Origin of the sequence: Brevibacterium litoralis (assembly GCF_040212315.1) — a bacterium.
Classification (GTDB): domain Bacteria; phylum Actinomycetota; class Actinomycetes; order Actinomycetales; family Brevibacteriaceae; genus Brevibacterium; species Brevibacterium litoralis.
In genome coordinates this window covers 46,065-69,835 of sequence record NZ_JBDIUY010000037.1, presented here as the reverse complement: position 1 = coordinate 69,835, position 23,771 = coordinate 46,065, and the positions used below count along the sequence as shown (strand labels likewise).

The window sequence follows — 23,771 nt, the reverse complement described above, 5'->3', positions numbered from 1 at the left end:
CACGGACGTTCACGCGAAAGGACCGCACAGGGATCATGACGAGCAGCGACCAGTCCGCGACGAAGACGGTCAAGGAGACCGTCGAGTACGCAGCCGCCCACCCGGAAGTCGAGCAGCCGTACGCGGATCTCGGGCTCAAGGCCAACGAGTACGAGGACATCAAGACGATCCTCGGCCGCCGTCCCACCTCGGCGGAGCTGGCCATGTACTCCGTCATGTGGTCGGAGCACTGCTCCTACAAGTCCTCCAAGGTGCACCTGCGCAAATTCGGTGACAAGGTCACCGAGGACATGAAGAAGAACCTCCTCGTGGGCATCGGCGAGAACGCCGGTGTCGTCGACATCGGGGAGGGCTGGGCCGTCACCTTCAAGGTCGAGTCCCACAACCACCCCTCCTACGTCGAGCCCTACCAGGGCGCGGCCACGGGTGTCGGCGGCATCGTCCGCGACATCATCTCCATGGGTGCCCGCCCGGTCGCCGTCATGGACCAGCTGCGCTTCGGCGCCATCGACCACCCGGACACCCAGCGCGTCGTCCACGGCGTCGTCTCCGGTGTCGGCGGCTACGGCAACTGCCTGGGTCTGCCCAACATCGGCGGCGAGGTCGTCTTCGACTCCACCTACCAGGCGAACCCCCTGGTCAACGCCCTGGCCGTGGGAGTGATGCGGCACGAGGACATCCGCCTGGCCAATGCGAGTGGCGTGGGCAACAAGGTCGTCCTCTTCGGCGCGCGTACCGGTGGCGACGGGATCGGTGGCGCCTCGATCCTCGCCTCGGAGTCCTTCGACGACACCAAGCCCTCCAAGCGGCCGGCCGTCCAGGTGGGCGACCCCTTCGCGGAGAAGATCCTCATCGAGTGCTGCCTCGAGCTCTTCGGCGCGGAGGTCGTCGAGGGCATCCAGGACCTCGGTGCCGCCGGCATCAGCTGTGCGACCTCCGAGCTCGCCTCGAACGGTGAGGGCGGCATGCACATCGCCCTCGACGACGTCCTCCTGCGCGATCCCTCCCTCACCCCGGAGGAGATCCTCATGTCCGAGTCGCAGGAACGCATGATGGCCGTCGTGACCCCGGAGAAGCTCGACCAGTTCCTCGAGATCACGCGCAAGTGGGACGTCGAGACGAGCGTGCTCGGCGAGGTCAACGACTCCGGTCGCCTCACCATCGAGTGGCACGGCGACGTGATCGTCGACGTCCCGCCGCGGTCCGTCGCCCACGACGGCCCGGTCTACGAGCGCCCCTACACCGAACCCTCCTGGACCGCCTCCACCCGTGAGGACACGGTCGAGGCCGCCGGTCTCGCGAAGCCTGCCACCGACGCCGAACTGCGGTCCACCGTCCTCGACCTCGTCGGTTCGCCCAACCTCGCCTCGAAGGAGTGGGTGACCAACCAGTACGACCGGTACGTGCAGGGCAACACGGCGCTCGCCTTCCCCGACGACGCCGGTGTCATCCGCGTCGACGAGGAGTCGGGCCTGGGAATCGCGATCTCCACGGACGCGAACGGCCGGTACACGTACCTCGATCCGGCCCGGGGCGCCTCGTTGGCTCTCGCGGAGGCCTACCGCAACGTCGCGACCTCCGGCGCCCGCCCCATGGCCGTCACCGACTGCCTGAACTTCGGCTCGCCCGAGGACCCGGAGATCATGTGGCAGTTCGCGCAGGCCGTCGAGGGCCTGGCGGACGCCTGCCAGGAGATGGGCGTGCCCGTCACCGGCGGCAACGTCTCCCTGTACAACCAGACGGGTGACGGCGCCATCCACCCGACCCCGGTCGTCGGTGTGCTCGGCGTGTTCGACGACGTCCTGCGCCGCACCCCCTCGGGCTGGAAGGACTCCGGGCAGACCATCTACCTGCTCGGCACCACCGGCGCGGAGCTCGACGGTTCCGCTTGGGCCGACGTCGCCCACCGCCACCTGGGCGGCGTGCCCCCGGAGTTCAAGCCGGCGGCCGAGAAGGAACTGGCCGACATCCTCATCAACGCCTCACGCGACGGCATGATCGACGCCGCGCACGACCTCTCCGAGGGCGGCCTGTCCCAGGCTCTCGCCGAGGCGTCCCTGCGCCACGGCACCGGCGCGCGGATCTGGCTCGACGAGATCATGGAGCGCGACGGGGTCGACCTGTTCACCGCACTGTTCTCGGAGTCCACGGCCCGCGCGATCGTCGCCGTGCCGCGCACCGAGGAGGTCCGCTTCACCGACATGTGCACGGCGCGCGGCTTCCCGTTCGCCCGCATCGGCATGACCGACGCCGAGGGTGACGCGCTGGAGTACGTCGACCACTTCACGCTGCCGCTCGCCGAGCTCCGTGAGGCCCACGAGGGCACGTTGCCGAAGTACTTCGGCCCCGTCGTCGGCGGCTGAGCGGCTGGGGCTGCGGCCGATCGGCTGCGGACGACCTGGCGTGAGATCACGGGTTTTGTCGCAGTTGCCGGGGAACGGTCCTCGGCATCTGCGACAAAACCCGTGATGACCGGCTGAGGCCTTCCCCCGCACCCGAGGCGCCCTGAGCTTCCGATGGGAAGCAGGGCGCCTCGGCGTCGGGAGGGGTGTGAGACCGCACTCATGCCGGGGACCCGGGGGAGTGCGGCCACTAGAATCGTGGGTCATGGCCGTCCACAAGATCGTTCTGTTCTACGTCTTCACCCCGCTGTCCGACCCCGAGGCGGTCAAACTGTGGCAGCTCGCGCTCGCCGAGCGGTGGAACCTCAAGGGGCGGGTGATCGTCTCGGAGCACGGCATCAACGCGACGGTCGGCGGGGAGATCGGCGACGTCAAGCAGTACGTGCGGTCCACCCGCGGGTACGCGCCGTTCAAGGACGCCGACATCAAGTGGTCCAACGGCACCGGCGACGACTTCCCGCGCCTGTCGGTCAAGGTCCGCCCGGAGCTCGTCACCTTCCACGCACCTGCGGAGATCACGGTGACGGAGGACGGCGTGCAGGGCGGCGGGGAGCACCTGAAGCCCGGGGCGCTGCACAAGCTCGTGGAGGAACGCGGCGACGAGGTGGTCTTCTTCGACGGCCGCAATGCGATGGAAGCCGAGATCGGGCGGTTCCGGGACGCGATCGTGCCGCAGACGGACACGACGCGTGACTTCCTCGACGAGTTGGAGTCCGGCAAGTACGACAATCTCAAGGACCGCCCGGTCGTCACGTACTGCACGGGCGGGATCCGGTGCGAGGTGCTCAGCGTCCTCATGAAGAACCGCGGGTTCCAGGAGGTCTACCAGCTCGACGGCGGGATCGTCCGGTACGCCGAGACCTACGGCGCGAAGGGGCTGTGGGACGGGTCGCTCTACGTGTTCGACAAGCGCATGCACGTGGAGTACGGCGAGGGCGTGCAGTCCCTGGGCACCTGTGTGGAGTGCGACGCGCACACCCCGCTCTTCGTCAACTGCGCGAACGAGGCGTGCCGCAAGCAGTTCCTCCGCTGCGAAGCGTGCACGGAGTCCGGCGCCCACCCCCACTGCGGGGAATGCGTGCCCGCGACGGTCTGAGCAGCGCCGGGGCTGGGGTGAGGATCATGCGACCTGGAGACGTTGGTCGCCATCGACGTACTCCAATGCGAGGCTTCCCCCGACGGCCTCGAGATAGCCGCGGATCGTTCCGACCTTGGAGTTGTCGAGATCTCCGTGTTCGATCTTGGAGACCTGCCGCTGGGAGACGCCGATCCGATCCGCCAGTTCCTGTTGCGTGAAGCCGGCCTGTTCGCGAAGCTCCCGGAGTCGGTACGCGCGCACCTCGGACAACATGCGGTCCACGTGCTGTTCGACACGGGACTCGTCGACCGGGCGTTCCTTCAAGAACTCGTCCATGGACTTGGACATCCGTTTCACTCCTCGGTCATCGCCACGTCGACGTCCCACATGTCACGGGTGTAGAACCTGCGGGTACTGAATACAACGGAGTGTTCCCGGGGCGGGACGGGGTGGCTCGGACTCGGTCAGGAATCGTGTCGGTGCCCAGGAGTAACTTGTATCCTGTCGACACCCGAGGAAGGGACACACCATGACTCCCGTGACAGCGACCGTACTCACCCGGGCAGAAGCAATCGCGCGTCGTGCCGAGCTCGAGAGGGCGATGGGCAACAAGGATGAGTTCCTCCGGCGCGCTGAGCTCTACCTGCTCGATGCGGATGAACTGGACATATACGACGAATGGGACGGGCTGAACTACCTGTTGGGCGAGTGACATGTCCTCGCTCAAGGAACAAGCAGCACAGTTCGCGACGGCGCTCACGAAGACCGTGAGCGCCGTCGCGCGTGATTTCGAGCCGTTCACAGCAGACGTTGTGGAAGGCGGGCACAGAGCTCTGATCAAACAGGCCAGGATCCCGTTGACCGTCGATGACAGGGTCATTCTGGTCCTTGCGATCGAGTACCGCTGTTGTATGGACCGTACTGATGAGTTCATGGCCATCGAGAAGTCCAGCTTCGCGGTGTTCCCTGGTGGAAAGAAGAAGCGGGAACCGTTGTTCCGGTATGACTACCTCAGGGAGCCCGACAACGTCCCGGCGGCGCATGTCCAGATCCATGCGCATCGAGACGCCTTCACCGCGACGATGGTCCGTTCAGGGAAAACCTCGAAACGCGCGGCCCGGCGTGCAGCCGACGACGGGGTGCCTCGTCTTGCCGAACTTCACTTTCCGCTCGGCGGACATCGGTTCCGACTCTGCCTCGAAGATGTGCTCCACATGTTGATCGAAGAGTTCGGCATCGACAGGGGTGACGATGCATTCAATCGGCTGAACGAGGGCCGATTGGAATGGCGACGAACGCAGACCAGAGCCGCTGTTCGCGATGATCCTGAGTCCGCGGTCGCCGTCCTGCGAGCGATGGGATACGACGTGTCGTTCCCCGACGGGAAGACCGAACCCGAGGTCCGACGTGATCGCCTGATCGCGCGATGAGGTGAACGCCCGGGGTGGGAAGTGTGTCCGAGGGCACCCATAGGATGCCTTCCATGACCAAGGAATCCCCTCAGAACCCCAGCTCCGACGGCACGAACGGCGCGAACGGCGACAACGGCACGGATGCCGACGCCACACCGACGCCGGTCACCACGCTCCTCGACGCCACCCGTTTCGGCGGGCTCGCGGCCTCCCGTTCCGGTGGGCCCCTCTACGCGACGGCCCAGATGCTCGACGCGAAGGGCACCGCCTACGTCAACCGTCTCGTCGAGATCGGCGAGGACTCCGTCCAGGAGCTCACCCGCGGCAAGGCCTCCGTCGGGGGTGTGACCGTCGGCGCCGACGGTACTCTCGTCTTCACCTCGGCCCGCCCGGGCGATGACGGCGAGGACGCCACCGACGCCGCCCTCTGGACCCTCCCGACCCGCGGTGAGGCCCGCCGGATCGCCACGCGGACGGGTGGCTTCGGCCGGGTCGAACTCGCCGGTGCCCACTCCGAGGTCCTCGTCGCCGAGGTCGGCGTCCACACCGCCGCCACCGACGAGGAGTCCCACACCGAACTCGCGCAGGAGCGCAAGGACTCCAAGGTGAGCGCGATCCTCCACACCGGATTCCCCGTCCGCCGCTGGGACCACGACCTCGGGCCCGCGCGCCAGACCCTCGCCGTGGCCCGCGCGGAGGCCGGCACACGCGTGGTCGACCTCGCCGAGGACGACCTCGCCGAGGACGACCTGCAGTTCTCCCACGTGCCCATGCCCACCGGACGTCTGATCGGGTGGTCCGTCGCACCCGACGGCACCTTCGCGCTCGTCACCGTCGAGATCCCCATCGCCGAGGACCTCGAGGCCAGCCCGGTCTGGCGCGTCGACCTCACCGCGGCCGCCGCCGCTCCGGTCCTCCTCATCGACGCGGACGCCGAGTACGGCTACTCCGCCGGCGACATCAGCCCCGACGGCACGCGTGTGCTCGTCGACCGCCACCGCGCCTGGACCCCGGAGACCTCCCTGCGGGCGGACCTCTTCCTCCTCGATCTCGGCGGAGATACCGGTGCCGCCGCCCTGCAGCCGGTCTGGCCGGAGGGGGACTTCTGGTACTCCGCGACCTGGCTCGACGACTCCACCCTCGTCGCCACCTCCGACGACACCGGCCGTGGCTCGGTGTGGACCGGCGCCCCGACGGATGCCGCACCCACCCGCCTGGCCGGTGGGCCGGAGCAGAAGTTCGCCTTCAGCGGGCTGGTGGTGAGCGGTGGTCGGGTGTTCGCGAGCGCCTCGGCGGTGGACGTGCCACCCTTCCCGGTGGAGATCTCCCCGGCCGATGGCGACGTCTCGCCCCTGGCGAACCCCGGCACGGATCTCGCGGCACCCGGAGTGCTCCGCGAGGTCGTCGCCGAGGGTGAGGACGGCACCCGCGTCCGCGCGTGGCTGCGTGTGCCCGAGGGCGACGGACCCCACCCGCTGCTCGTCATGGTCCATGGCGGGCCGTGGGGTTCGTGGAACTCGTGGACGTACCGGTGGAACCCCAACCCCTTCGTCGCCGCCGGGTACGCCGTGCTGCTGCCGGATCCGGCGATCTCCACCGGCTACGGCCAGGCGATGATCGACCGCGGTCAGCAGGAACTGGGCGGGGCACCCTTCACCGACCTCATGGCGCTCGTCGACGCGACGGTCGCCCAGCCCTTCATCGACGAGGACCGCACCGCACTCGCCGGTGGATCCTACGGTGGCTACATGGCGAACTGGGTGGCCGGACACACCGGTGCGCGGTTCCGCACGATCGTCACCCACGCCTCGCTGTGGAACGTCACCTCGATGGGACGGACCACCGACAACAGCTCGTGGGACCAGGCCATGCGCCTGCAGGCACCGGAGTACTCGCCACACCACTACGCGGACCGGATCGAGGTGCCGCTGCTCGTCATCCACGGGGACAAGGACTACCGCGTGCCGATCGGCCAGGGGCAGGAACTCTGGTACGACCTGCTCACCCGCTCCGCCACGCCGCTCGGTGAGGACGGGCGGACGCAGCACGCGTTCCTCTACTACCCCGACGAGGGCCACTGGATCCTCGGCCGCGGGAACGCCCAGGTCTGGTACGAGACGGTGCTCGGCTGGCTCGACACCCACGTCCACGGCACCGACTGGGACCGCCCGGCGACGCTCGGGTGAACGAACGGTCTGCCACCCCCGCGGGGTCGTCCGGTGGGCGGTCCCCGTGGGACGGGGGATCGCGGCGGGTGGGGACATCCCGGCCGGACGGGGGTTCCCGGAAGGACGGGGTGATGGTCACGATCCTGTGGCCGGTGCTCGTCCCGTCGATCCTCTTCGCCTCCGGGGCCGGCGCGGTCGTCCCCGTCATCGTCCTCGCCGCGCTCGAGGTGGGTGCCAGTCCCGCGTTCGCCGCCGCGATCGTCGCGATCCGGGGTGCCGTCTCCCTGTGCTTCACGGTGCCGGCCGGAGCGCTCATCGACCGGGTCGGTGACACCCGTGCGATGTACGGGGCGACGGCGGCGTCGATCGGTGCGTTCGGCATCGTCGTGCTCGGACTCGCCTGGGATTCTCCGGCCTCGCTCGTGCTCTACGTCGTGGGGCTCGTGCTGTTCGCCCCGATCGCCGACGTGTGGAACCTCGCCCGGCAGGCCGTCGTCGCCGATTCCCTGCCGACCGCGCAGGTGGGCCGGGCGATGACGGCGCTCGGCGGCACCATGCGCGCCGGGACCCTCGTTGGCCCGATCATCGGCGCGGGCCTCATGCTCGTGCTGCCCATCTGGTCGGTCTTCGTCTTCGCCTGCCTGGCCGGGTTCGCCGCCGTCGGGGTGCTCACGCTGCCGGCCGCCCGGACCCTCGACACCCGACGGGAGGAATCCCGGTCGGCGACGGGACGAGCGGGATCCCGGTCGGCGACAGCGGGTGCCGGCGGGAAGCGGCGGGCCCGGCTCGACGTGCGGTGGAACGCGGTGGCGCTCGCCGGGGTGTCGATCGCGACGCTCGCGGTGGCCCGCGCCATCCAGCCGGTGGCCGTGCAGCTGTGGGGCGTCGAGGTGGACCTCCACGAATCGACGATCTCGCTGCTCATCGCCCTCGGCGCGGCCCTCGAACTGTGCCTCATGGCGCCGGGCGCGCGGGTGAAGGACCAGTTGGGTCGCGTGCCCTCCCTGTTCACGTGCCTGGCGGTGTTCGCGCTCGGGTTCGGGCTCATGGTCGCGTGGCCCGGGGTCCTGGGCCTCGTCGTCGCGGTCGGCGTCATGGCCGTGGGCAACGGCATGGGCGCCGGGATCAACATGACGATCGGTGCGGACCTCAGCCCTGCGGTCGGGCGCGCGCGGTTCCTGGGCATCTGGGCGCTGTACAGCACCGGCGGCCGGCTGGGTGGTCCCGCGGTGTTCTCGCTCGTGCTCGGAATCGTGTCGTTGTCCGGCAGTGTGCTCGTGACCGGGGCGCTCGCCGGGTTCGGCGCCGTGTGGATCCTCCTGTGGTCCCGCCGGATCGGACTGCCCGGCCGCATGATCCTCCGCGAGCAGGAGCCTTAGGGCTCGATGCCGACGCGCTATGTGGTGTGGCCTCGTTATTTGATGAAATAGCGAGGCCACACCACATAGCGCGTCGGTATTCCGGTGAGAAGCCGGTCAGCACCCGCACCCCACCCGCACCGCGCCACGTCACGGACTTGCGACATCCTGTTCCACCGTGTGAGGGGGTTCGCACCCGTACAGTGGGGCACATGGCTGAACGAACCCAGGGCACCGGTGTGCCCGCGTCCGTCGCGAACAAGGCGAAGCTCCCCTCCGCGGGCCGCGACCGGCGCCCCCTCATGGCTGCGCTCGCCGTCCTCCTCATTCTCGCGGGCGCGGTGCTCGCCGGGGTGCTCGTCATGGTGGCGGGCAACCGGACGGAGGTCCTCGTCGCGGCCTCCGACATCCGCCCCGGTCAGGAGCTCACCGCCGACGATTTCGCGATCGCCTCGGTGAACACCGACTCCGACGCCGTCATCCCGCGCAACAGCCTGGAGCACTACATCGGCGCCCAGGCGATCGCCTACGTGCCGGCCGGTGCCTTCGCCAGCCCCGCGATGTTCGTCGACGGCTCCGCGATCCCCGCCGACGGCGAGATAGTCGGCATGGTCCTGAGCCCCAGCCAGTTGCCGACCGGGGGAGTGGAACCCGGCGACGTCATCCGCATCTACTCCGGCGCCACCGACGACCTCTCGGGTCTGTCCGGCGAGGTCCTCGTCGAGTCCGCCCGCGTCGTCGACGTCTCCGCGGAGGGAGGCGTCGTCAACGCCAGCGTGCTCGTCTCCGACGGCGAGGCGACCGAGCTCGTCCCGCGCGCCGCCGCCGGCCAGGTGGCCGTCTCGCAGCTGGCCCCGACCACCCCCGTGGACACGGACTTCGTAGACGGCACCGATCCCGCCGAGGCGCCCTCCACCGACGACACCACCGACGGCACCGACCCGGCCGAGGACACCGAACCCGCCGAGGACACCACCGGCCAGGACTCCTCCGACGAGAGCGGTGACGACGCAGACGGCGCCACCGACGACACCTCCACGGAGGACGAGGAATGACCTTCATCGGGTTCGCCTCCGCCAAGGGTGCCCCGGGTGTCACCACCCTGTCCCTGCTCTCCGCGGCCCTGTGGCCGCGCACCTGCGTGCTCGCTGACGCGGACGTGGCCGGCGGCGACATCGCCTACCAGATGCCTCTCGAGGACGGCCGGGCCGTGAGCACCGACCGCGGCCTCATGTCCCTCATGCCCCTGGCCCGCAAACACCTGGACCCGGGCATGGTCCCCGAGCACACGCAGCGCCTGATGGGCGGCACCGAGCTGCTGGCCGGCATGCCCGAACCCGAACAGGCCCGCGCCGTCGAGAACCTGTGGCCGGCCGTCGGTACCGCCTTCTCCGGTCTCACCAGCCACGACGTCCTGGCGGACCTGGGCGCGCTCACCCCTGCCTCGCCGCACCTGGGACTCGCCCGCGAGGCGGACGCCCTCGTCTTCGTCCTCCGCCCCCGCCCGGCCCAGGTGCTGCAGACCCGTGCCCGCCTGCTCAAACTGCGCGACCTGCTGCCCGGCGCCACCCCGCGGTTCGGGGTCGTCGTCGTGGCACCGCACCGCGAGGCCCGCGACGCGCAGAACGCCGCCGCGATGCTCGGTGAGGACGTCCTGCGCTTCACCGACTACCTGGGCCACCTGGCGCTCGACCCGGTGGGCGCGAGCATGTTCGACGGAAAGATCCTCAACCGTCCCGAGCGGACGCTCCTGGTCCGCAGCGGCGTCCCCGTCATCGAGCAGGTCGCCGCGCTCGGCGGGGTCCGCCTCGACCCGGGCGCAGTGGCCGCCGCCCTCGGCACCCCCGTGAAACCCACGCGCCGCTCCCGCCGCGGCAAGAAAGGTGCCCCGGACACCCCCGCTGCCGAGGCGCCCTCCGCCGTGCCCGACTCCACCCCACCCCGGAACCCCACCGCGGACACCCCCGCACCCGGCACCCCCGCCCCGGGCACTCCCGGCCCTCCGGCGGCAACACCCGCCTCACCCGCACCCTCGCAGGCGCCGCCTGCTCCCGCTGCCCCGCCCCAGAGGCCACCCGCGCCGGTGCGGGGGACCGCACCCGGACCCGACCCGGCTCCCGGGACCCCACCCCAGGGCCCGACCTCGCCCCAGGGCCCGACCCCACCCCAGGGACCGAACCCGCCCCAGGGCCCGACCCCACCCCAGGGACCGAACCCACAGCAGGGACCCCCGGCACCACCCGGGAACCCACCCGCCGCACGGCCGGACCCGACCCCGGACCCCACCCCGGACACCGACCCCGACACACCCACCCGGCCGCTGACCCGCCGTGACCTCAGGGGGCGTCGATGATCGAGAACCAGAACGAACTCGTCCGCCGTCTGCGCGGCCGGGTCGCCGAACGCCTCAACCACCAGCGCCGGTCCGACGAGGTCGCCGGTCGCGCCGCGATGACCCCGGAGGACGAGCGCCAGTACGCCCGCTCGCTCATCGTCCAGGTCCTCGAGGACCACGCGCGTGAGGAGATCAGCTCCGGTCGGACCCCGCTCGACCCGGAGGCCGAGGCGGACATCGCCAACGCGATCCACGCCGCGCTCTTCGGCGTCGGTCGGCTGCAGCCGCTGTTGGAGAACCCGGACGTCGAGAACATCGACATCAACGGCCACGACCAGGTGTTCGTGGGCTATGCCGACGGGTCCGAGCAGAAGCACGCGCCGGTCGCGGAGTCCGACGACGAACTCATCGAGCTCGTCCAGATCCTCGCCTCGAACGTCGGTCTGTCCTCGCGTCCCTTCGACGCGGCGAACCCGCAGCTCGACCTCCGCCTGCCCGACGGCTCCCGCATGTCCGCGGTCATGGGGGTGACGGCCCGGCCCGCCCTGTCCATCCGTCGCTCACGCCTGGGCAAGGTGTTCCTGCCGGATCTCGTCGCCACCGGCACGATGACCCCGGACGTCGCCCAGTTCCTCCGGGCGGCCGTGTTCGCACGCAAGAACATCATGATCGCCGGCGCCACGAACGCCGGGAAGACGACCATGTTGAGGGCGCTCGCCAATGTCATCGAACCACGCGAGCGTCTCATCACGGTGGAACGCTCCATGGAGCTCGGCCTCGACCAGTTCGACGAGCTCCACCCCAATGTCGTCGCCTTCGAGGAGCGTCTGCCGAACTCCGAGGGCGTCGGCGGGGTCTCGATGGCCGAACTCGTCCGCCGCTCCCTGCGCATGAACCCCTCGCGCGTCATCGTCGGTGAGGTCCTCGGCGACGAGATCGTCACGATGCTCAACGCCATGAGCCAGGGCAACGACGGCTCCCTGTCGACCATCCACGCCAACTCCTCGCTGGAGGTCTTCAACCGCATCGCCACCTACGCGTTGCAGGCCCAGGAGAACCTGCCGACCGAGGCGACCCACATGCTCATCGCCGGCTCCATCAACTTCGTCGTCTTCATGCGTCGCAAGGAGTTCCCCGACGGCACCACCCGCCGTGTCGTCGAGTCGATCCGCGAGGTCACCGGCATCGACGGCCGGGTCCTGTCCTCCGAGGTCTTCGCACCGGGCCCCGACGGGATGGCCGCCGCGCACGCCCCGATCTCCGCGGCCGACGACCTGGCCCGCCACGGCTACGAACCGGCCGTCCACGGGCGGTGGTGACATGCTGCCCGGACTCACCGGCATCGGCTGGCAACTGCCCGCCGCCCTCGGCGTCGGCGCCCTCCTGGGCGGTGGGATCTTCCTCCTCATCGCCGTCCTCGCCGGCTGGCCCCTGGGCCCCGCCCGAGGCGCCCCGACCCGCCGCACCGCGCGCCGCTCGGGCCACCGCACCCTCGCCTCCCGCCTGCTGTGGGGCCTCGGCGGTCTCCTCGCCGTCCTCCTCCTCACCCGCTGGGTCGTCCCCGCGGTCCTCGCCGGCCTCATCGCCGCGTTCTGGGACCGGATCGTGGGCGGTCAGAAGCAGGAGAAGGTCGCGATCATGCGGCTGGAGGCGCTCGCCACGTGGACGGAGTCCCTGCGCGACACGATCGCCGGCGCCGTCGGCCTCGAACAGGCGATCCCGGCCTCCGTGTCCGCCACCCCGCCGGTCATCCGCCCGCAGCTCAACCTGCTCGTCGACCGCCTGCGTGTGCGCGAACCCCTGCCCGAGGCCCTCGGTCGGTTCGCCGACGACCTCGACGACCCGAGCGCGGACATGATCGTCTCCGCCCTCGTCCTCAACGCCCGTCTGCGCGGTCCCGGCCTGCGTGACGTCCTCACCGCGCTCGCCCGGTCCACCCGCGCCGAACTCGACATGCGCCGCCGCATCGACGCCTCCCGCGCGGGCATCCGCCGCTCGGTGCAGATCGTCATGTTCATCATCCTCGGCGTCATGGGCGGCCTGGCGATCTTCAACCGCTCCTACGTCGAGCCCTACTCGACCTTCCTCGGTCAGATCGTCCTCGTGATCGTCGCCGCCTTCATCCTCGGCGGCCTCGCCTGGCTGCGGAAGCTCGGCGAACCCGAACCCCGCGAACGCTTCCTCGTCCGCGGGGCGGGCGACACCGAGGGCCCCGGGACCGAGGGCGCGGCGACCGACCGCACGAGTGGTGGCCGGGGTCAGGGCACCTCGGCCGCGGACCTGCCCACGAGCGCCGCCGAGGCGCCCTCCACCTCCCTGCCCACCACCGGGGGCACCTCCCGGGGTGGGGACGACCGTGGTGGTCGCGGGACCGCCGGCGACCGGGGGACCCGGGCGAAGTCGGCGCGGGGCACCACGGGACGGCGATCGCGGCCCGGGCTGTTCGGCCGGAAGAGGAGGAGGTGACGGCATGGTCCTCGTGTGGACGATGATCGGCGGTGCCGTGCTGGGACTCGGCGTGTTCGTGCTGGTACGCACCTTCCACCACCCGAAGCCGGGGGTGGCGACGCTCGTGGCCCGGATCGACCACGGGCACAAGTCGATGCGCACCTCCGTCATCACGGACATGGAGGCGGCGACCGACCGGGCCCAGGGCTGGTCCGAGACGCTGTTCGCCCGGACCTCGGACCAGTTGGCGACCTTCGCGGCCGAGCGCGGGTGGAACCTGCGGTTCGTGTCCGCGGACCTCCAGGTGATGTCGCGTTCGCTCGGCGGGTTCCTGGCCTCCACCGTGTTCTCCGGGCTCGCGATGTTCCTGCTGGGGCCCGTGGCCTGGGGGATCGCGACGATGTTCGGCGCGCAATTGTCCGGGGCGGTGCCCCTGCTCGCGGCCCTCGTGCTCGGGGCGCTGGGCGTGTGCATCCCGTACCTGTCGCTCAAGCAGGAGGCGGCCAAGCGGCGCAAGGAGTTCCGCAAGGTCGTCGGGATCTTCCTCGACCTCGTGGCCATGAACCTGTCCGGCGGCCGTGGTCTGCCGGAGGCGCTGCTCGCGGCGGCCTCGGTGAGCGAGCAGTGGGCCCTCGTGCGGATCCGGCAGGCACTCGCGAACGCACGCCTGCTCGGCATCAGCCCGTGGGAGGGACTCGGGGAGCTCGGCGAGGCGATCGGCGTCGAGGAGCTCACGGACCTCGCCGGCGCACTCGGGCTGGCGGCGAACGACGGGGCGAAGATCCGCACCTCGCTCGCGGCGCGCGCGGACACCCTGCGGACCAAGGAACTCTCCGAGGTCGAGGGCAAGGAGGGCGAACGGTCGCAGTCGATGCTCGTCGCCCAGTTGTTGCTCTCCGGCGGGTTCCTGCTGTTCCTCGCCTTCCCCGCCGTCGGGCAGCTCATGTCCCTGTGATCGGGCCGCTCATGTCCCTGTGATGGGTCGGCCTGTGAGGGGTCGACTAAGCTGATCGGCGGTGCAGGCCCGGTCCGATCGAACGTGTGTCGAACCCGTGTCGAACCCGTAGGTCGGTCGCAGAGAAGAACAGGAGATCCCTTGCCGTCACGTCCCTCGGTGAGCGTCGTCGTCGCGGCGATGAACGTCGAACCGCACATCGGCATCGGACTCCAGAGCCTCCGCCGCCAGGGGATCGACCCGGACGATCTCGAGGTGATCGTCGTCGACGACGGCTCGACGGACCGGACGGGCGACGTCATCGACGAGATGGTCCGGCTGATCCCGCGGGCGACCGTCATCCACAACGGGACGAACTTCGGTGTCTCCCACACGCGGAACCAGGGCCTCGAACGGGCGACCGGCCGCTACATCACCTTCCTCGACGGGGACGACTGGTACGCGCCCGGCCACCTGGCGCACATGCGGCGGGTGCTCGACACGGTGGACGTCGACTTCGTGAAGTCGGATTTCGTGGAGGTCCGGGGGCGTGCGCGCACCCTCGTCCGGATGCCCGTGGGCCGTCGTGACGTCCCGCTCGACCCCCGCGACCACATCCTCCCGGACCACGGATCGACGATGATCGACTTCCCACACTGCTGGTCGGGCATGTACCGGTCGGAGATGGCCGAGGCCGGACTGCTGGAGTTCGACTCGGGCCTGGCGACCGCCGAGGACCGCCCGTGGATCTGGCGGATGTTCTACCGGACCCGCGCCATGGCGGTGACGAGTGGTCCGGGCGTCATGTACCGACGGAACATCGGGACCTCGCTCACCCAGGTCCTCGACGACCGCCAGATGGACTTCTGCCCGGCCTTCGACCAGGTGATCACCCTCCTGGAGAACGAGGACGTCGACCCCGACATCTGGGGGAAGCTCGCCCGCAACTGGTTGGCGGTCCTCGCCCACCAGGTCAAACGCAGTCACAAGGCCGACGCGGACTACCGGGCGCGCCTCACCGAGCGGGCGCGGGCCACCTCCCGGCGGATACCCGAGCAATACCTGCAGCGGGGCCTGGAGAAGTTCGGCAAGCAACGCGCCAGTTTCGTCCACGAGGTGCTCGGGGACTTCATGACCTCCCACCACTTCCGGCACGTGAAGAAACGGTGAGCACGATGACGACACCCACCTTCACCTCCGCCACGCTCTACCAGGTGGCCACCTTCTTCCAGGCCATGAGCCTCGCCTCGGTCCTCGACGCCGAGCCCGCCGCCGAGGGCCACGCACGGATCCTGCTCGTCACCAACTCCGGCGAGTACCCGGAGATCACCCCGTCGGTGGCCGAGATCCCCGGTTTCGCGGCCCTGGAATCGACCTTCGACCGGGTCATCGACTTCAACGCGACGATCTGGCCGCACCACCCGCGCGCCTATTACGTCGACGACACGCAGGCCCCCTTCACCGAGGCGGCCTTCCGGTCCCTGTGGGGTCTCGACGGTGTCGAGGTCTCCCTGTGCCTCGCGTGGACGCCCACGCTGCCCCCGGGTTTCACGCTCGCTCGCGTCTTCGCCGACTCCCCGATCTCCGTCCACTTCGACGGGCTCATGAGCTTCGGTCCTCTGCCGGGCAACCTCCCGGAGGAGTTCCTCGACCGGTTCACCGGCGTCACCTACCTCGACATCGTGCCCGGGGTCCGGCCCACCCTGCTGCCCTCCGAGGACCTCCACCACCACGTCCATCCCGTCGGTGCCCTGCGCGCCGTCGTCGAGAAGGTCGCCGCCGAGGTGCCGGCGGAGGAGTTCGCGGCCGTCCCGGAGTCCGGTGCCGCGCTCCTCGTGGGGCAGTACGTGGCGAACCTGGGCCTCATCTCCCACGCCGACGAGATCGCCATGCACGTCGCGATGGCCGAGCGAGCGGCGGCGATCGGCGCGCGCAGCGTCGTCTTCAAACCGCACCCCAGTTCTCCCATGGGTCTGGTCGGCGAGGTCGAGGCGGCCGCACGGACGAACGGTCTCGACTTCCACCTCCTCGACACCGCCGTCCCCGTCGAGGTGTTCCTCGCCCGGGTCACCCCCACTGCGGTGATCAGCTGCTACTCGACCGCGCTCACGACGGCCGACCGGGTCTTCGGCGTGCCCGTCGAGGCGGTGTGGACCGACCGTGTCCTCGAGGCGCTCGCCCCCTACGAGAACAGCAACCGGATCCCGCTCACCCTCATCGATCTGCAGTACGGGCAGGGCGCCTCGGCGGCGGAGGACGGCGTGCATGCGGAGGTCACGGACGCCGAACGCGGGGATCTCGTCACGGCGATCGCCTACTGCATGCAGCCGATCCTGTGTCGGGCGCACCGGGAGACGGCCGAGGCGTTCCTCGCCGCGCACTACCCGCGCTTCGCCCGGTACTTCAAGCGGCGGCGGCTCACGCGCCTCGACCTGCCCGGCCGACTCCCGCCGAAGGCACCGGCGCCGATTCGGAAGGTGGGACTCCTGCGGCGGGTCGCGCGGCGGGTGCGGCGGGTGTCGCGCCGGCGGCGCTGAGCCCCTCCGGAGTTGTCGAGGTGGTTCCACGGTGGTTCCGGGGTGGTGCCGCGTTCCTCAAGCGGCCTTGAGGAACGGGGAAGTGTGATCGGACGGGAACAATCCTGGACGACCGGCCCGCGATCGGGCGTTACAGTGGACTGCGGACCGATTTCTCTCTCCCACACCCTGTGAGGCATCTGACATGAAGCTCCTCCTCGACGATCTCGCGCTGTGGCGCAGGAATGCCGGCCGGCGTCGTAGCCGTGGTGACCGGGGCGCCTCGGCGATCGAGTGGGTCATCATCACCGCGGTGCTCGTCGTCGCGGTCTCCGTCATCGGCGGCGTCATCACGACCGTCGTGAACAACCAGGCGGACAAGCTGGAACAGTGCGCCTCGACCGCCGGTGGCGGTGAGGAGTGCGTCGGGACTCCTTCCTGACGCTCGTCTCCTGACCTCCCCATGACCGGATCCGTGCGCCCGAGTGCCCGACTCCGCGGTCGACCCCTGCGGCGTCGGGACCGCGGGAACCGGCCGGACCGCGGAGCGACGGCGATCGAACTGGCGATCGCGGGTCCGGTCCTCGTCATCCTCATCTTCTTCTGCATCCAGGGCGGGCTCTTCTACTACGGGAAGACGATCGCGGTGCAGTCCGCGCGCGAGGGTCTCTCGCAGATCCGGCTCTTCCAGGACGAGGCCGCCTACACCGCAGGCAAGGACGGCGTGCTCGCGTACACGGAATCCTTCGCCGCGCAGACCGGTAGTGCGGGTCTCCTGGCGCCCGAGGCGACCGCCACCTATCGCGAGGGCGACGGCACCGTGACGGTCCGGGTGACCGGTTCCGTCATCACCCTCGTGCCGGGGCTCGACCTCACGGCCTCGGCCGAGGCGACCGGCCAGATCGAACGTTTCGAGGCCGAACGATGAAATCCGGGAGAAATGTTCTCCGTCGTGCGGACCGGGGCTCGATGACCGTCGAGATGGCGATCATCGTGCCCATGATCTTCCTCGTGCTCGGCATCGTCTTCGCCTACGGCCGGGTGGCCTGGGTGAACGCGAACTTCGAGTCGGGTGTGCGGGACGCGGCCCGGGCCGCCACGCAGGCCGACAGCGGCCAGAAGGCGAACGCCGCGGCGCGCGAGACGCTCGAACAGTCCGCCGCGCTCGCCTCCCAGGGGTGCGCGGACACCCTCGTCGTCAACCGGGAGGGCAGTTTCGAGCACGGGTCCTACGTGACGATCATCGCCTCGTGCCGGTATCCGATGGAGGACATCTTCGGGATCCTGCCCGGCGACATCCGCGTCGAGTCGTCCTTCACCTCCCCGCTCGACACGAACAAGGAGCTGTCGTGAGGCGCGGGACGGGATGTCGTGCCGGCCGGTTCGCGGTCGGTCGGTTCGCCGGTCGGCCTGGCGGACGCCGGGACCGGGGTGCGATCTCGCCGATCGTCCCGATCCTCTCGATCGTCATCCTGCTGCTCGGCGGACTCGTCATCGACGCCGGTCGGCAGCTCGATCTCCGCGCCCGGGCCATCGCCTATGCACAGGAGGCGGCCCGCGCCGGTGCCGCGCAGATCGACCTGCGGCAGCCGGGTCTCGTGCTCCGCCCCATGAAGGTGCGACAGGAGGTCGAGAACTACTGCGGCGTCGTGATGTCGACGGACACCTCGATCGACGACTGCCGGTTCACCGGGATCTCCGACGACCCGGCCGATGACACGGACGAACAGGTGGTCGTCTCGGTCGAGGTCGAGATGTCCGTCGGTGCCAGCCTGTTGAGGATGATCGGCGTCACTGAGTTGGCCGCCTCCGGTACCGGTAGCGCCCGCCCCTACCAGGGTGTCCGCGAAGCCGGCGACGACCCCGCCCCGAGTTGACGCGCTATGTGGTGTGGCGGCGCTGTGTGCCCGAATAGTGCGGCCGCGCCAGATAGTGCGTCGGCATCGGGTGTTGCCGGACTGGCACCTGTGATCCGGTGCGTGAACTGTTCGGTGTCCGTGGGCGCACGTATGCTGTGGCGTGGCTGTGATCACCTGTCGTACCGGAACACCTGATCGCAACCGACCTTGTCGTGAATAGTCCAGTCCTCGGCCGGCCGGCATCCGGACCGGAAGGCCGCCGAACCGAAGAACCCCGAAACCCCGATTGGAATCCCACCCCGTGACCACGCGCATCACCTGGTCCTCGCGACCGCGGCGTCGCCTCGGCCCCGTCCTCGCCCGGACGGTGCCGGTCTCCGTGGTGCTCGCGTGCGGACTCGTGCTCGGTGGATGCGGGACCGGCGGTGCGGACGACGTCGTCCCCGCCGGGTCCCAGGCCGGGGCCGAGGGGCAGGGCAATGCGCCCCAGACCGAGCCCGCGGAGGAGACCGAGGGGCAGGGCGCCTCGGCGGCGGAATCCGCGCCGGAGGACTCCGGTGACGAGGACAGCGCCGACGACGACAGTGGTGACGAGGACCGGTCGAACGGTGGCGTCGTGGAGCTCGGCTCCGGCGGCACCGAGACCGGGACGTGGACGGGCGCGGAAGCCGACTCCCGTCCGGAGGCGGACCTGGCCCGCTCCTTCTACTCCGCCCTCGCACGCGCGGCGAACGACGGCGACTTCGGCGGAGACCTGGCCGAGCTGTCGACGAGCGCACGCCAGGACCTCAACGAGTCCTCGGTCGCGGACATCGACGGTGAGTTCATCGGTCCCATCCCCTTCGTCGCCACCCAGGTGGACCGATACTCCGACGGTGCGCTCGTGCTCGGGTGCACGACCTCGACCGGGATCGTCCGGGAGGACGGGGGAGACGTCGAGGGATCGGTCCGGCCGGAACCCGTCCGGTTCGATCTGGTGGAGGAATCCGGCTCGCTCCGGGTCGACGGGCTCGAGGAGACCGGGATGACGGACTGTGGCGGCGTGGACCTGGAGGTGACCGAGTGGTGACGAATCGGACGACCCACGCGACCGTGGCACGGCGCATCCTCGCCGCCGTTCTCGCGGTCCTCCTCGCATTCCTCGGAACGGCGGCGCTGCCCGACACCCCGGCCGTGGCGGCCCCCGGGACCGGTTCCGGTTCGGGGAACTCCCCGCAGCCGGAGGACAACTCTGGTGGGAGTTCGACCCACGGGGATTTCGGTGGGAACGGCCCCTGTGGGTTCTGGGCCAACGGCTACGGCTACGGATACCACTGCAACACCGGCTCCGGGAGTGGTGGCAACGAGCCGCCGACCGTCCAGGAGATCCTGGGCACCGAGGAGAAGTGGTTCACGGACCTCAAACCCGAGTTCCCCGAGTGCTGGTTCGCGGGCGAGGCCGACACGATCAAACGCGTGGACGGTGCCGACGACCGGAAGGCCTACTACGAGGTCTGCCTGCACAACTACGACTCGATCGACATGTCGGAGAAGCCGGCCCGCGACCTCAACTTCATCACCTCGGTCTTCCTCGAGGGCGAGGAACCCGGCGACATGAAGTTCCTACCGGAGGACCCACCCGAGTACCACGACCTCGTCGAGGTCGCCGCCGACGACCGCGCCTACCCCTCGGTCGAGCTCCTGCACAATCCCGTCGACTCCGCCCGGGTGGGCCAGAACGTCGTGTTCTACGCGAACCCGGTGGGGACGACGACCGACAACGGGCACATCGTCGGCCCGACCGTCGAGACCGGGCCCGTGGGACTCGGTCGGTACGAGATGCGCTCCCGTCTGGAGAGCCTGGACGTGTTCCCGGAGTCCTGGGACCCGAACTACTCGAAGGACCACCCCTACACCGGGTGCCGGGGCGCGCGCATCAACCCCTCGACGGAGGAGATGGAGATGGCGATCCGCGGCGAGGACGTGGGGTCGAACCCGCTCACCTGCGTGCACATGTACGAGAAGACCTCGCTCGGACAGGGCGCGGACTTCTACAACGTCGTCTACTTCCCCACCTGGGTCGTCGAGGTCCGGGACACATGGTCCTCCGACCCGACCTGGGAGGAGTTCCACCGCGCCACCTTCGAGAAGCACACCCGCATGGCCGTCCGGGAGGTCCAGACCGTGGTCGTCCCGTCCGTCCAGACCTCCTGACCCCGCACGCCCGACCCCGCAAGCCCCACCACCTTCGAGGAGCCCCCGACGTGTCGTACACCCCCTCCACCCGTCTCCCCGGTCAGGGCACCGAGTCCCCGCGTGCGCGCCGGGGTGACATCGTCCGGGGGATCGCCGCGATCGTGGGCGTGCTGGCGCTCCTCGTCGGTCTGCCGCTGACCCTCGTGCTCGTCGTCGGTAATCCCTTCGCCGGGTGGAACGGGCTCGACGCCCTCACCAGCGGACTCACCGCCGGCATGGTCTTCGACGTGTTCGTCGTCGTCCTGTGGCTCGCGTGGTTCTACTTCACGGTGAGCGTCGTCGTCGAGCTCTTCCGCTGGTTCCACAACAAACGGGTCTACGGCACGGGCCTGGGCCCCGGAGAGGGCGGCCCGCTCGCCCGCCGGATGGTCGCCTCGATCATGCTCCTGTTCTCCGCCGCGACCTTCGCCCCGAGCTTCGGCACCCTCCTGGAACCCGGCGCGGAGCAGGCCACCGTCGCCGCGGAGATGGAACGCGAGGAGGCGATGGTCGAGTACATGGACCACCACATCGAGCAGCAGCGCACCGCGGTGGGCAGCGCCGAGGTGGGGGACCGCGTGGACGACGGCCGGGTCGTCACCTATGTCGTGCAGTCCCCGGAGGGCCGCCACTACGACACCTTGTGGGACATCGCCGAGCGCTACCTGGGCGACGGCATGCGCTACAAGGAGATCTTCGAACTCAACCGCGATCGCGTGCAGGCCGACGGCACGTCCCTGCGCGACGCGGACCTCATCTACCCCGGCTGGACCCTCCGCCTGCCCGCCGACGCCGCGGGCCCCGGACTCCAGGTGCACACCCCGGCCTCCGTCCCGGGTGCCGCAGGAGATACCGCTCCCGAGGCGCCCTCGGCCCCCGGCGACACCGACGCGGGTGCCGCGTCCGGCGGGGGCGCGGCCGGCGGCGGCGCCGGGACCGCTGGTGGTGCAGGGGGTGCCGGCTCGGGTGGCTCCGGCTCCACGGAGGGCGCCACCGGTGGATCGACCGGGGACGGGACCGGGTTGCTGGGGACCGGCGATCCGGAGACGGTCGTGCAGGCGGACCTGGCGGGCGCCTCGGCGGCGGATCCCGCGGCGGCACTGCTCGACGTCGACGCGAAGACGGCACAGGACGTCCGGCACGCACTGGGCGGGGGCCTGCTCGCCGCCGGCCTGCTGCTGGCGATCGGCGCCCGGCGCGGCCCGCACGGCGAGGTCGCCGACGACCGGATCCTCCGCTTGGCGGAGAACGGCCGGCTGGCCCTCGACCTCGACCGCGCCCTGCGGTACCTGGCCCTCGGATGCCGCGAGTCCGCCACCCCGCTGCCCGAGGTCACGATGATCATGGCCGGTGAGGCGAACATCGTCCTCCACCACACCTCGGGCACCGGTCCCACGCCACCCTGGCCGTGGCGGCAGGTCGAGGACGGCTCCGCGTGGATCGTCGACCAAGCGGACATCCCGGAGGAACGGATCGACACCCCGGCGCCCTACCCGGCGCTCGTGAACGTCGCGACGACCCGGGGGTACGAGATCCTCGTCGACCTCGAGGCGGCACCGGGGCTCGTCTCCGTCGGGGGCGACGACGCCCTGGCCCGTGAGGTCCTCATGTCGATGGCCGTCGAACTCACGACGAACGTGTGGTCGGACGGGATCGACGTCGACCTCGTCGGGTTCGGATCCGACCTGTCCGTCCTCGCACCCACCCGGGTGCGGGAGTCGACCTCGCTCATGGACGTGCTCGACGACGTGGCCGGAGGGCTCGACTCGACCGACTCCCTGCTCGCCGACCTCGGCGTCGACGGGGTGCTCGCCGGGCGGACCGCGCAGCCGGTCGGGGCCGACGCCTCCGTCGATCCCGGTGCCGGCGTGCGGATCCGCCCCCGGATCGTCTTCACCTCCGGAGCACCCGACGCCGAGGAGGCCGCCCGCATCCGCGAACTCGTCGGTGCGGCCCGTGTGCCGCTGGCGGTCGTGTCGCTCGGCCACACCCCGGCCTCCCGGTGGAAGTTCGTCGTGACGCCGGCCGGTGACCTGTCCCTGGAGGTCTTCGGTCTGCAGGGCACGGCCCGGCGGATCACCCTCGACCAGCTCGACCAGGTGTCCCTCCTCTTCCGCTCGGCCGACGCCGCCCGGCAGAAGGCCGCGGAGGAGATGGCCGGGGTCGACCCGGAACGGGTGGCCGCGCGGGTCCTCTCGCACGTGGTGACCTACGAGGACGACCCGACCGACCGCACCGAGCCCTCGGCCGAGCGCCTGTCCGTCGTGGCCCCCGAGACCCTGCGTTCGGCGCTCGCGCGTTCGGAGGAGGCCGCGGTCCGGTTGCTCGGCCAGGTGGAGGTGACCGGCCCCGGCCCGGTGCCCGACGACCAGAAGGACGTGCTCACCGAGCTCGTCGTCGCCGTGGCCCTCCATCGCGAGGGCGTGCACCCCGCGGTCCTCAAGTCCCTCGTGTGGCCACGCGGGGTGTCCGAGGACGTCTTCGACACCGCGCTCGTCCAGGCCCGGCAGTGGCTGGGACACTCCCCGGCCGGGGAGGACCGCCTGCGCATCCGCGAGGACGGCCGGTGGGAGCTCCACGACGTCGAGAACGAATGGGCGCTCCTGCTCGACGTCGCCCACTCCGCCTTCGGGATCCCGGAGGAGAACCAGCTGTTCGAGCTGCTGCTCGACCGGGCCCGCGGCGAGGTGCTCTCCGCCCCGGACACCGGCTCCTACGCGTGGGTGGCCTTCCACCAGGCCCGCCGCGACGCCCGGGTGCTCGTCACGACGATCGCCCTCCAGGCCGCGCAGAAGGCCGCGGGCACCGGTGACGTCGACGGAGCGCTGTGGTTCCTCGACCGGGGTGTCACCGCGGTGCCGACCGCCGAGACGATGTGGCGTGAGCTCCTGCGCCTCACGCACGACCACCGGCCGGACGACGTCACCCGCGTTGCGCGGCGCATGATGCGCACGCTCACCCTCTTCGGCGTCGAACGGCGGGAGGCGCAGACCGACGCCCTCGTCGCGCAGATCGCGCCGTCCGTGTCCGCCCGCCTCAGCGCCTGA

At 70.5% G+C, this 23,771-nt stretch carries 21 protein-coding genes; 20 read left to right on the top strand and 1 reads right to left on the bottom strand.

Going from position 1 to position 23,771, the window contains the following annotated elements:
- The first annotated feature begins 35 nt into the window (after window positions 1–35).
- On the top strand, window positions 36–2,363 hold the full coding sequence (purL, locus tag AAD496_RS13115; RefSeq protein ID WP_349829255.1) for a phosphoribosylformylglycinamidine synthase subunit PurL: 2,328 nt from the start codon (window positions 36–38) through the stop codon (window positions 2,361–2,363).
- A 244-nt stretch (window positions 2,364–2,607) separates the two neighbouring features.
- Complete coding sequence (gene trhO, locus AAD496_RS13110) at window positions 2,608–3,498, top strand: oxygen-dependent tRNA uridine(34) hydroxylase TrhO (protein ID WP_349829253.1); 891 nt, start codon at window positions 2,608–2,610, stop codon at window positions 3,496–3,498.
- Between the two features lie 24 nt (window positions 3,499–3,522).
- Here the strand turns inward: trhO and AAD496_RS13105 are convergent, their stop codons facing one another.
- Window positions 3,523–3,867, bottom strand: a complete 345-nt coding sequence (locus AAD496_RS13105; RefSeq protein ID WP_349829252.1) for a helix-turn-helix domain-containing protein — start codon at window positions 3,865–3,867, stop codon at window positions 3,523–3,525.
- A 142-nt stretch (window positions 3,868–4,009) separates the two neighbouring features.
- Here AAD496_RS13105 and AAD496_RS13100 point away from each other — a divergent pair, with 142 nt between their 5' ends.
- From AAD496_RS13100 to AAD496_RS13015, 18 genes are all read left to right on the top strand, one after another.
- Entirely contained in the window at window positions 4,010–4,192 is a 183-nt protein-coding gene (locus AAD496_RS13100; RefSeq protein WP_349829251.1) for a hypothetical protein, read from the top strand.
- 1 nt (window position 4,193) lies between these two features.
- Window positions 4,194–4,910, top strand: a complete 717-nt coding sequence (locus AAD496_RS13095) for a hypothetical protein (RefSeq protein ID WP_349829250.1) — start codon at window positions 4,194–4,196, stop codon at window positions 4,908–4,910.
- Between the two features lie 53 nt (window positions 4,911–4,963).
- On the top strand, window positions 4,964–7,078 hold the full coding sequence (locus AAD496_RS13090) for a S9 family peptidase (protein WP_349829248.1): 2,115 nt from the start codon (window positions 4,964–4,966) through the stop codon (window positions 7,076–7,078).
- Between the two features lie 113 nt (window positions 7,079–7,191).
- Window positions 7,192–8,439: an MFS transporter gene (locus AAD496_RS13085; protein ID WP_349829247.1), complete on the top strand. Its 1,248-nt coding sequence runs from the start codon at window positions 7,192–7,194 to the stop codon at window positions 8,437–8,439.
- 191 nt (window positions 8,440–8,630) lie between these two features.
- Window positions 8,631–9,473, top strand: a complete 843-nt coding sequence (locus AAD496_RS13080; RefSeq protein WP_349829246.1) for an SAF domain-containing protein — start codon at window positions 8,631–8,633, stop codon at window positions 9,471–9,473.
- Window positions 9,470–10,771, top strand: coding sequence for a CpaE/TadZ family protein (locus AAD496_RS13075; RefSeq protein WP_349829245.1), 1,302 nt, complete (start codon window positions 9,470–9,472; stop codon window positions 10,769–10,771). The genes AAD496_RS13080 and AAD496_RS13075 overlap by 4 nt, the downstream gene beginning before the upstream one ends.
- Window positions 10,768–12,072: a TadA family conjugal transfer-associated ATPase gene (locus AAD496_RS13070; protein WP_349829243.1), complete on the top strand. Its 1,305-nt coding sequence runs from the start codon at window positions 10,768–10,770 to the stop codon at window positions 12,070–12,072. Before AAD496_RS13075 ends, AAD496_RS13070 begins: the two co-directional genes overlap by 4 nt.
- A 1-nt stretch (window position 12,073) precedes the next feature.
- On the top strand, window positions 12,074–13,219 hold the full coding sequence (locus AAD496_RS13065; protein ID WP_349829241.1) for a type II secretion system F family protein: 1,146 nt from the start codon (window positions 12,074–12,076) through the stop codon (window positions 13,217–13,219).
- A gap of 4 nt (window positions 13,220–13,223) precedes the next feature.
- Window positions 13,224–14,156, top strand: a complete 933-nt coding sequence (locus AAD496_RS13060; RefSeq protein WP_349829240.1) for a type II secretion system F family protein — start codon at window positions 13,224–13,226, stop codon at window positions 14,154–14,156.
- A gap of 141 nt (window positions 14,157–14,297) precedes the next feature.
- Window positions 14,298–15,305: a glycosyltransferase family 2 protein gene (locus AAD496_RS13055; protein WP_349829238.1), complete on the top strand. Its 1,008-nt coding sequence runs from the start codon at window positions 14,298–14,300 to the stop codon at window positions 15,303–15,305.
- Window positions 15,306–15,310: 5 nt separating this feature from the next.
- Window positions 15,311–16,672: a polysialyltransferase family glycosyltransferase gene (locus AAD496_RS13050; RefSeq protein ID WP_349829237.1), complete on the top strand. Its 1,362-nt coding sequence runs from the start codon at window positions 15,311–15,313 to the stop codon at window positions 16,670–16,672.
- Window positions 16,673–16,856: 184 nt separating this feature from the next.
- Complete coding sequence (locus AAD496_RS13045; protein ID WP_349829236.1) at window positions 16,857–17,093, top strand: hypothetical protein; 237 nt, start codon at window positions 16,857–16,859, stop codon at window positions 17,091–17,093.
- 21 nt (window positions 17,094–17,114) lie between these two features.
- Entirely contained in the window at window positions 17,115–17,579 is a 465-nt protein-coding gene (locus AAD496_RS13040) for a TadE/TadG family type IV pilus assembly protein (RefSeq protein WP_349829235.1), read from the top strand.
- A 41-nt stretch (window positions 17,580–17,620) separates the two neighbouring features.
- Window positions 17,621–18,004, top strand: a complete 384-nt coding sequence (locus AAD496_RS13035; protein WP_349829233.1) for a TadE/TadG family type IV pilus assembly protein — start codon at window positions 17,621–17,623, stop codon at window positions 18,002–18,004.
- Complete coding sequence (locus tag AAD496_RS13030; protein ID WP_349829232.1) at window positions 18,001–18,528, top strand: pilus assembly protein TadG-related protein; 528 nt, start codon at window positions 18,001–18,003, stop codon at window positions 18,526–18,528. Before AAD496_RS13035 ends, AAD496_RS13030 begins: the two co-directional genes overlap by 4 nt.
- Before the next feature lie 283 nt (window positions 18,529–18,811).
- Window positions 18,812–19,579, top strand: coding sequence for a hypothetical protein (locus tag AAD496_RS13025; protein ID WP_349829230.1), 768 nt, complete (start codon window positions 18,812–18,814; stop codon window positions 19,577–19,579).
- A complete protein-coding gene (locus AAD496_RS13020; RefSeq protein ID WP_349829229.1) occupies window positions 19,576–20,703 on the top strand; it encodes a hypothetical protein in 1,128 nt (375 codons plus the stop codon). Before AAD496_RS13025 ends, AAD496_RS13020 begins: the two co-directional genes overlap by 4 nt.
- A 50-nt stretch (window positions 20,704–20,753) precedes the next feature.
- The gene (locus AAD496_RS13015; RefSeq protein WP_349829228.1) at window positions 20,754–23,771 is read left to right on the top strand and encodes a LysM peptidoglycan-binding domain-containing protein; all 3,018 of its coding nucleotides are present in this window, start codon (window positions 20,754–20,756) and stop codon (window positions 23,769–23,771) included.